This window comes from Ginsengibacter sp. (assembly GCF_057362405.1).
Genome location: NZ_JBMQQG010000226.1, coordinates 20,538 through 27,591, shown reverse-complemented (window position 1 = coordinate 27,591; position 7,054 = coordinate 20,538). Strand labels below are relative to the sequence as shown.

The 7,054-nt window shown below is 39.9% G+C and carries 7 protein-coding genes; 2 read left to right on the top strand and 5 right to left on the bottom strand.

The window, feature by feature from the left end; all coding sequences use genetic code 11:
* Positions 1–553, top strand: a 553-nt coding sequence (locus tag ACO1O5_RS19280; RefSeq protein ID WP_486273161.1) for a hypothetical protein, incomplete at its 5' end; no start/stop codon positions are given.
* A gap of 25 nt (positions 554–578) precedes the next feature.
* Here the strand turns inward: ACO1O5_RS19280 and ACO1O5_RS19275 are convergent.
* A complete protein-coding gene (locus ACO1O5_RS19275) occupies positions 579–992 on the bottom strand; it encodes a hypothetical protein (protein WP_486273159.1) in 414 nt (137 codons plus the stop codon).
* On the bottom strand, positions 973–1,563 hold the full coding sequence (locus tag ACO1O5_RS19270) for an RNA polymerase sigma factor (RefSeq protein ID WP_486273157.1): 591 nt from the start codon (positions 1,561–1,563) through the stop codon (positions 973–975). The genes ACO1O5_RS19275 and ACO1O5_RS19270 overlap by 20 nt, the downstream gene beginning before the upstream one ends.
* A 143-nt stretch (positions 1,564–1,706) precedes the next feature.
* On the opposite strand from ACO1O5_RS19270, the gene ACO1O5_RS19265 reads away from it, so the two are divergent.
* A complete protein-coding gene (locus ACO1O5_RS19265) occupies positions 1,707–2,060 on the top strand; it encodes a DUF6249 domain-containing protein (RefSeq protein WP_486273155.1) in 354 nt (117 codons plus the stop codon).
* Between the two features lie 392 nt (positions 2,061–2,452).
* Here ACO1O5_RS19265 and ACO1O5_RS19260 read toward each other — a convergent pair whose 3' ends face one another.
* The 3 genes from ACO1O5_RS19260 to ACO1O5_RS19250 form a co-directional block, all read right to left on the bottom strand.
* Entirely contained in the window at positions 2,453–4,270 is a 1,818-nt protein-coding gene (locus ACO1O5_RS19260; protein WP_486273154.1) for a TPR end-of-group domain-containing protein, read from the bottom strand.
* Between the two features lie 262 nt (positions 4,271–4,532).
* Positions 4,533–5,387, bottom strand: a complete 855-nt coding sequence (locus ACO1O5_RS19255; protein ID WP_486273152.1) for a sialate O-acetylesterase — start codon at positions 5,385–5,387, stop codon at positions 4,533–4,535.
* Positions 5,388–5,514: 127 nt separating this feature from the next.
* On the bottom strand, positions 5,515–6,921 hold the full coding sequence (locus ACO1O5_RS19250) for an ATP-binding protein (RefSeq protein ID WP_486273150.1): 1,407 nt from the start codon (positions 6,919–6,921) through the stop codon (positions 5,515–5,517).
* Positions 6,922–7,054: the final 133 nt, after the last annotated feature.

Below are 7,054 nucleotides of genomic sequence, written 5' to 3'. Positions count from 1 at the left end.
GGGGCGTCAAACGGTGGTGCTCACTGGGTCAGGAATACCTTTGGCGATTGACACTTCTACTTTTAAGTTAACGGCATTAAATGGCCTTGGCGATAGCTGCACCTTTTCTATCGGTACGGTACAGGGTGTGTTACCCAATTATTATCTTACTTGTTTTCTCGACAGCGTTTATAGAAATTTTGGTGATAGCGCAAGCGCAACCAACAGCAGCATTCCCGGAAGTTCCGGTGCACCCGGCCTTGATATCAGCGGAAGGGATACTGTTATTAATTCAACCGCAAAAATTGACTTTGGTGTTAGTAACCCGGCAAGTATTGGACCAGGCACTTATAATGACACCAGCGTAGTAAAGGCATATTTCAATTATACAGATAATGTGGCCGAAACATGGTCCGTAAATACGACCACGCAGCCTTCTTTTAAAATAGTGGTGACTAATGCAAACGATAAATATGTACAGGGTACATTTAGTGGCATGATCAGGAATCAACAAGGCGCCGGGTTAGATAGTATTGCTGTTACTAACGGTTCGTTTACGGTGCCGTTAAAATAAAATACGGGAAAACTTTTCAGGGAACTCATTTTGTTAATCGTTTATTCAAATAACTTTTTAGCATGGCTATTTGTATCAACACCAAAACCGTAGCCGCAACAACTACGTTTATAGTTAACCGTGAGAATTGAAATAAATTTGAGGAATTTAATGCCGGGATGAAATTTTTTCCTGAAAGATCGATTAGCCAGGAATGATTGGCAGCCTGTGTACTGTCGCTTAAAAGCAGGTATAGCAAAACAGCAATGATGCCTGCAAAAATAAGTATCCAGCCCTTTCGTGAGATTAATGGTTTATAGGTCGTAGCCTTACTTTTATTAACCGCCAAAACGTTGGCCATAACTTTAGAAGTAAAGTTATAAGAAGGTGATTCCAATGAAGTTTCCTTCATTACCCTATCAACAAATTGCCTTATATTTTTATCTTCGTTCTCTTTCATAATATTGTAATATTTCAGGTTCTAAACGATCTTTCAAAAGAGAGGCCAGTTTTTTCCGGCTCCGGTACAATCTTATCTTAACATTGTTTGGCGTAATACCGATAATCTTTGCAATCTCGTCCATTGATTGTTCTTCAAAATAGTATAACGTTAATAGAAAACTATCTTCGCCCGGTAACGAATGCATACAATCCTGTATCATTTGTTTGCGCTCCTTATCCTCAATCGATTCTAAAATATTCATTAAAGATAATGCCTCCGGTTCTGTAAACTCATCAAGGCCGGCAAACGGTTGCAATCTTTTATTTCTTTTAAGCCTGTCCAAACAGGTATTAAAAGCTACTTTATAAATCCATGTTGAGAATTTAGATTCACCATTAAACTTATTCAGCGATTTATATATTTTCAGGAACGTGTCCTGCGATACTTCTTCTGCTTCTTCCCTGCTTTTAAGCATTTTCAACGATAAAGTAAATACCATATCCTTATAACGGTCTACCAACACAGCAAATGCATTGGTGTCACCTTTCATTACCAGGTTGATATAATGTTGATCGTCTGCCGTAGCCATAATATTAACTATAAGACGACGATATTCTGTTGCTGGTTACAATCAGCAAAAAACTTTTTCCTGGTAATCTTGTAACCGATAGCAAAATTGTGTCGTCATATACCATGAACTAATAAAATTATTTAAATAAAAACAAATCATTTATGGGACCGGAAATTTTAATACCGCTAAGTTTATTTCTCGCCATTTTTGGCATCTTCTACCTGTTCATTTCAACGAGGAATAAAGAACGACTTGCCCTGATAGAAAAAGGAGTTGACGCAGGAATTTTTATGAAAGGAAAGCAAAGCGGCATTCCTACAGGAAGAATAATTATTTTAAATCTCGCCTTATTACTTATTGGCATTGGCGTTGGTGTTTTCATTGCCCTCTTATTGACTACCTATACGTCATTAAACCAGGATGCCGTTTATCCTGCATTAATATTTACGATGGCCGGCATTGGACTATTTGTAGGTTTTTATATGACTAAGAATTTGGAGAAAGTGGGGAGTTAGAATTGGTTGTTTTGGACTTGAGAGGTTATGTTCTTTCGAGCGGCAAAAAAAATAAAATCCCGTCTCGGGATTCATCGCCAAAGTGCTACAGGCTTTGGCTTTTCTTTTGTCCAACCGAATGCCATTCGTGTTTAATTTGTGTCATAAGAAGGGCGTTGTCAAACTGAACTAATTTTCTGAAGTAAAATACACTGCATCCGAATCAATTAATTTTTTTGTATAAAAAGATTTACTGTTTAAGGAGGGTGAAAGGCTGAATCTCTGTGCAATACTCGCTTGAAAAACAAAAAGAAGGGAAACTAACGCAGTAATAATTTTCATAATAGCCAATAATTTTTTGCGGGAATATGAATGAAGAAATAAAAAACTATCAGGGTGTTTAATTTAATAGCTTATTGTATTTTCTCAAGCAGCGCTTTAAAACGCGGCTCATCTCTTAATGAATTATAGTCGGGATCATTCATGATCCAGTCTCTCTTTCCAAACCCCTTGCCTACAGCCAATTCAAGCAAGTCAAGTGCTTCTTCTTTCTGATTATCTTTTGCAAAAAGGCAAGCGCCGTTTATTAAAACTCCGGCATCGTCGGGATATAATAGTAATGCCTTATTCATCCACTCATAGGCTTCGTCTCTTTCTCCAATTTCAAAAAGAGAAGTTGAAACCAAAGAAAGTATTCTGCTATCATCCGGTTTCAATTTGAGTTGTTTCCTGGCTCTTTCCACACCCTCCCTGGCAGCAGCATCTGCTTCATCATTTTTTAACACCCGCAACGATTGGCTAAGCATTAGCAAACTTTGATAGTCTTCACGATTCACTTCAGATGCCTTTCGAAATAGTTCAGCAGATTTTTCGATTTGACCGTTAGCAAAACATGCCCGCCCATAGAGGTAATAGGCGCTAAAAGAATTTCGGTTGAGCCTTATTGCTTCTTTAAATTCTTTTTCAGCTTCATTATATTTTTTGGTAAGGGACAACACATAGCCGCGTGATGAATGGCTTTCAGATAAATCCGGCGCTAAAGACAATGCCGTCCAGCTAAATCTTTCCGCCGCTATACAATCAGCATTGTTGCTTCCCTCCCACTCGTATAGCCACGAATATGCATCTGCAAGGCCCGTGTAGGCAACTGCGTAGTTGGCATCCAATGCTACGGCTTTTTCAAACATGATTATTGCCTGCTTCAATTCTAGGTTGTAAAAAAGCTGCCTGCCCTTGAGGTAATATTCGTATGACTCTATACTGGTTTCTGGGCGTCGAATGGCATCTCTTTCTTTATCAGTTAAAACACCCTTCAAAGCGGTAGCGACATTGCCCGCAATATCTTCCTGAATTGAAAATATATCTTCCATTTCACGATCGTACCGGTTTGACCATAAATGAGAACCGTCAGTAACTCTCACGAGTTTAGTAGTAATTCTTAAATGCTTTCCTGATTTTCGCACGCTGCCTTCAAGGAGAGTGCTCACGTCAAGTAGCTTCCCAATTTCACGTGCATCTACATTCTTGTTTTTAAATGCGAAAGCAGAAGTACGGGATATTACCCGAAGGTTGTTTAGCTGTGTAAGGGCATTAATGATTTCCTCTGAAATTCCGTCGCAAAAATATTCCTGCTCAGGATCGTTGCTCATATTCACAAAGGGAAGAACGGCAATACTTTTATTTGTAACTCGTAACGATGTGCCCGGTAATTCGTGAGATGATGAGGCCGCGGAGCCTGCGGCGATGATCTCATAAACACGAACTGGTTCTTTTACATTCTTCAGCGCCTGATCCTTTATGAATTTTGTGTGAAATCCTTTTTTGTTGGAAACATTATTGCGAACATTTTCTGAAATATAGATAGAGCCCGGCTCGGCAATGGCCTGGATGCGTGAAGCAATGTTAACTGTATCGCCGAAAACATCGCCTCCCTCAAAAACAACTTCGCCCTGGTGAATGCCTATCCGCAATTGAAAGAGGTGGAGTGTTTTGCAGTCATTTTGAATTTTTATAGCTGCCGCTACTGCATCAGACACCGTATTAAAAGTGGCCATTACGCCGTCTCCCAATTCTTTTATCAAGCGGCCATTGAATTGTTCAATAACGGGCTTTTGCAGATCTCTGTTCCTGGCGAGATAGCTAAATGCCTTTTGCTCATCGTCGCCCATTAAGGCCGTGTAGCCTACAATATCAGTAAACATAATAGCTGCGAGCTGTCGGGTTTGCTTCATTAAAGACGGTTCGGTTGTTTTATCAAATATAGCTTAATAAGAAACCATTTTAAAGAAACAGTGAAGAGGAAACTTAAGACAAGAAGCGGCTAAGCTTATGCAATATATCTGCGGAAAATTACCGGGTGGCCTAACAGTATTTGTAATGCCTGGAATAATCCAAAAAGTTATCGCAATATTTGCGCATAAGTGCTACCGTTATATTTGCAATAAACCTGCAGTTTGTTAATTGAAAAAGAAATTTTTTGACGTTCGATTGAGTCTATTTGCTCCCGATCCCTTTTTGTAATTCTTTCATCTTTTTCGCCATACGTTTACCCATCTCTTCCTGCGATTCAGAATTAAAATGTGTATGGTCGCCTTTATCTTTCAGGCCTCTTGATGAAGCCACTGCCGTGTATGGAACGCTGCCGGGTACCTCTTTTAAAACTTTGTTTATGTTTTGGAATTCTGCCCGGTAGCGTCCCAGTTCGCCAGCGACAAAAGGCAATTCATTATTGCCTGCAATAGTCCTGATTTGCTGTATTAACTGCTCTAATTTTGATAAATAAACAGCAGCTTTTTCCGGCTTACTGTCCGACTCACCCTGCAACCATAACACGCCTTTTAGTACGCCGTATTTTAGCGCTGCTTGCAGGTGCAGCAACATATCGTCAAAAGGATGGGTTTTTGTGGCGCTATCATATCCGCCGGGCTTCCATGAGTCTATTGAAGTTCCACCCACTGCGCAAGGAATAAGGCCTACTTTTCGTGAAGGTCTAAACTGTTCCATTGCTATGCCGAATGATAGTCCCGGGCCAACGCCTGCTATTTTGGGCTTATCAAAATGCAAGGGGTTTTTGCCAGGAACCCAGGTATTTTCTTTGGTCAACATGAGGACATTTGGGTTTCCTTCCTCAAGATATTTTTTTGTAATCGGTCCACGCCCTGCCATATTGGATTGCCCTATTAACAGGTACAGATCGAATGTTGAATCAATTGTAATTTTATTGTTCTCATCATTTCCAGCTGATTCGGTATTTTTTTTCATTGTATCATTATTCTTTTGTGCAAAGGAACCATGCGAACTAATAATAAACATCGATAAAATAAATGCTCCTATAAAATTCTTTTTCATTCTTTTTCCGTTTGTTGAAAAATTCGATCTATTGGAAGAACAATTTCCCGGGACTAATATAATTGCGTTGCTATAATAAAAAATACATACTGAGTATATCGTTGAGATAAGAGTGTAAAGCTTTCTATTACTGCCTTGCAGGAATATAAATCGTAAATTCAGTTCGTCCCGGTTGAGACTTAACTTTAATTTCACCCTTATGTTTTTTTATAATCCGGTTCACAAGGTCCAGGCCAATCCCCGTTCCCTCTCCCTGCTTTTTTGTAGTGAAGAACGGATCAAAAATGCGGTGAACGATTTCCTGCGGAATCCCCGACCCATTATCTATAACGGAGACGGTTACATGTTTTTCATCACAGGCGGTTTCGATAATAAGCGTTCCGTTTTTGCCAAGAGCAAAGATGGCATTATCAATCAGATTGGTCCACACCTGGTTTAGTTCGCCAACATACGCAGCAACTTCCGGCATGTTGCTGCAAAACTTTTTTATTACTTCAATATTTTTTTCGCGAAGCTTAAATCCCAGGAGCGTTAACGTGTTCTCAATGTCCCGCTGAATATCGGTTGGTTGCAAATCGTTGGCCTGGTCCATATGTACATGACTCTTGATGGAAGCCACCAAATGCGAGATGCGCTGGGAGGCATCTGCCAGGTCCCTGATAATTCGTTGAGAGCTTAATAAATTTTCAAGCCAGGGAACTACCCTGGCAAACGATGACGGACCTATATCAGCTTTAATACTTTCCAGGTCGTCAACTGACAAGCCGTAATCTGAAAAAGTTTCTGCCGGTTCAATTTCGGTAACGCCATTTTTTTTAAGCCATTCCTCAATTTGGTCTTCGTTCTCCATACGCTGAAGCGTCGTTCGCTTAATAATTTCCTGCGGTTTATTTCCTTTTTCTTCAATAAGGTCTTTAATATTTTGAAGATGTTCTGCTGTCATGCTGCAGTCCAATAGCTCTTTCGTGAACTCGTAATTGCTGTGCAACCTCCTGGTGAGTTCATCCGAAATTTCGTTGATAGCGGCGGCGGGATTGTTCATTTCATGCGCTATACCGGCGGCCAGGTTACCAAGGGCATTCACTTTTTCCTGTTGCATTTGAGTAGTGGCGAATACTTTAGCCCTTTCCGTCATAATCCCAATGAGGCGTTGAATAAAATCAGGATTAAGAACTTCCAGTTCAGAGAAATATTTTTTATTAAGACGCAGTAGTTTTGTTGGCCCTAACGCATAAGAGTAACCGGGATACGTCTTCATTCTCGAATAGGGCATCAGCCCGCCTACTCCGGCTGTAAGGTTGTCATTTTCAAAAGTAAAATAATAGACCTGGCGGCCGTTAATGTACATATAAAAAACAACCTTCCCTTCTAACGCAAACCACATTATTTCCGCCGGTTCACCATATTTTGCTATAATATCGCCATCTGCATATTCATGATATTCGGAGCGCTCCAGTATCCACTGGAGATGTTCGTCAGGCAACTCGTTGAGGGCGATAACTTTTTTCAAATCTTCAATCGTTACTGGTTGCATAGCAGAGAGAATTTATTTCCTAATATTTGAAGTTATCAACCAAAAATGATATTCAAATGATTTATTATTATTAATTACCACTATTGATGAATCTTTTTCCAACCGCTCTATTTCATATCCTTCCGGCTTCGGT

What these genes read in the sequence shown, in the direction of transcription:
- ACO1O5_RS19250 (WP_486273150.1), bottom strand. Translation starts at nt 6,921, where the DNA reads ATGCAACCAGTAACGATTGAAGATTTGAAAAAAGTTATCGCCCTCAAC.
- ACO1O5_RS19265 (WP_486273155.1), top strand. Translation starts at nt 1,707, where the DNA reads ATGGGACCGGAAATTTTAATACCGCTAAGTTTATTTCTCGCCATTTTT.
- ACO1O5_RS19260 (WP_486273154.1), bottom strand. Translation starts at nt 4,270, where the DNA reads ATGAAGCAAACCCGACAGCTCGCAGCTATTATGTTTACTGATATTGTA.
- ACO1O5_RS19270 (WP_486273157.1), bottom strand. Translation starts at nt 1,563, where the DNA reads ATGGCTACGGCAGACGATCAACATTATATCAACCTGGTAATGAAAGGT.
- ACO1O5_RS19255 (WP_486273152.1), bottom strand. Translation starts at nt 5,387, where the DNA reads ATGAAAAAGAATTTTATAGGAGCATTTATTTTATCGATGTTTATTATT.
- ACO1O5_RS19275 (WP_486273159.1), bottom strand. Translation starts at nt 992, where the DNA reads ATGAAAGAGAACGAAGATAAAAATATAAGGCAATTTGTTGATAGGGTA.